This is a genomic window from Secundilactobacillus silagincola (assembly GCF_002583405.1).
GTDB classification, from domain to species: Bacteria; Bacillota; Bacilli; order Lactobacillales; family Lactobacillaceae; genus Secundilactobacillus; species Secundilactobacillus silagincola.
On the sequence record NZ_BCMJ01000046.1, the window covers coordinates 1 to 289 of the forward strand.

Sequence of the window (289 nt, forward strand, 5' to 3'; positions counted from 1 at the left end):
GACCGTAGTGGTATAACCCTCATCACCTGGTTTGCCGGCATCTGTAACCGCCTTAAAGTCTGCACTGCTGTAAGCACCACCGTTATCTACCGTGTTCTGGAACCCTTTAACAGCAGTTGCTGCGGCGGTTAATTCAGGCACTAATTCACTCCCAGTGCCACCATCAACTGTCCAGTCGGTATATACAACCTGTCCATTTTCATCCACGCTAGCCGTCCGGCTAACACTCACCGTCTTGTCGGCAACAGTTGCGCTGTAATCACCGTCATTATTTTGGCTAACCGTGATC

The 289-nt window shown here is 50.5% G+C and carries 1 protein-coding gene; it reads right to left on the reverse strand.

Annotated elements, in window-relative coordinates; translation table 11 throughout:
• Positions 1 to 289: hypothetical protein (locus CES82_RS12590; RefSeq protein ID WP_180245749.1), on the reverse strand; the 289-nt coding region annotated here is incomplete at both ends.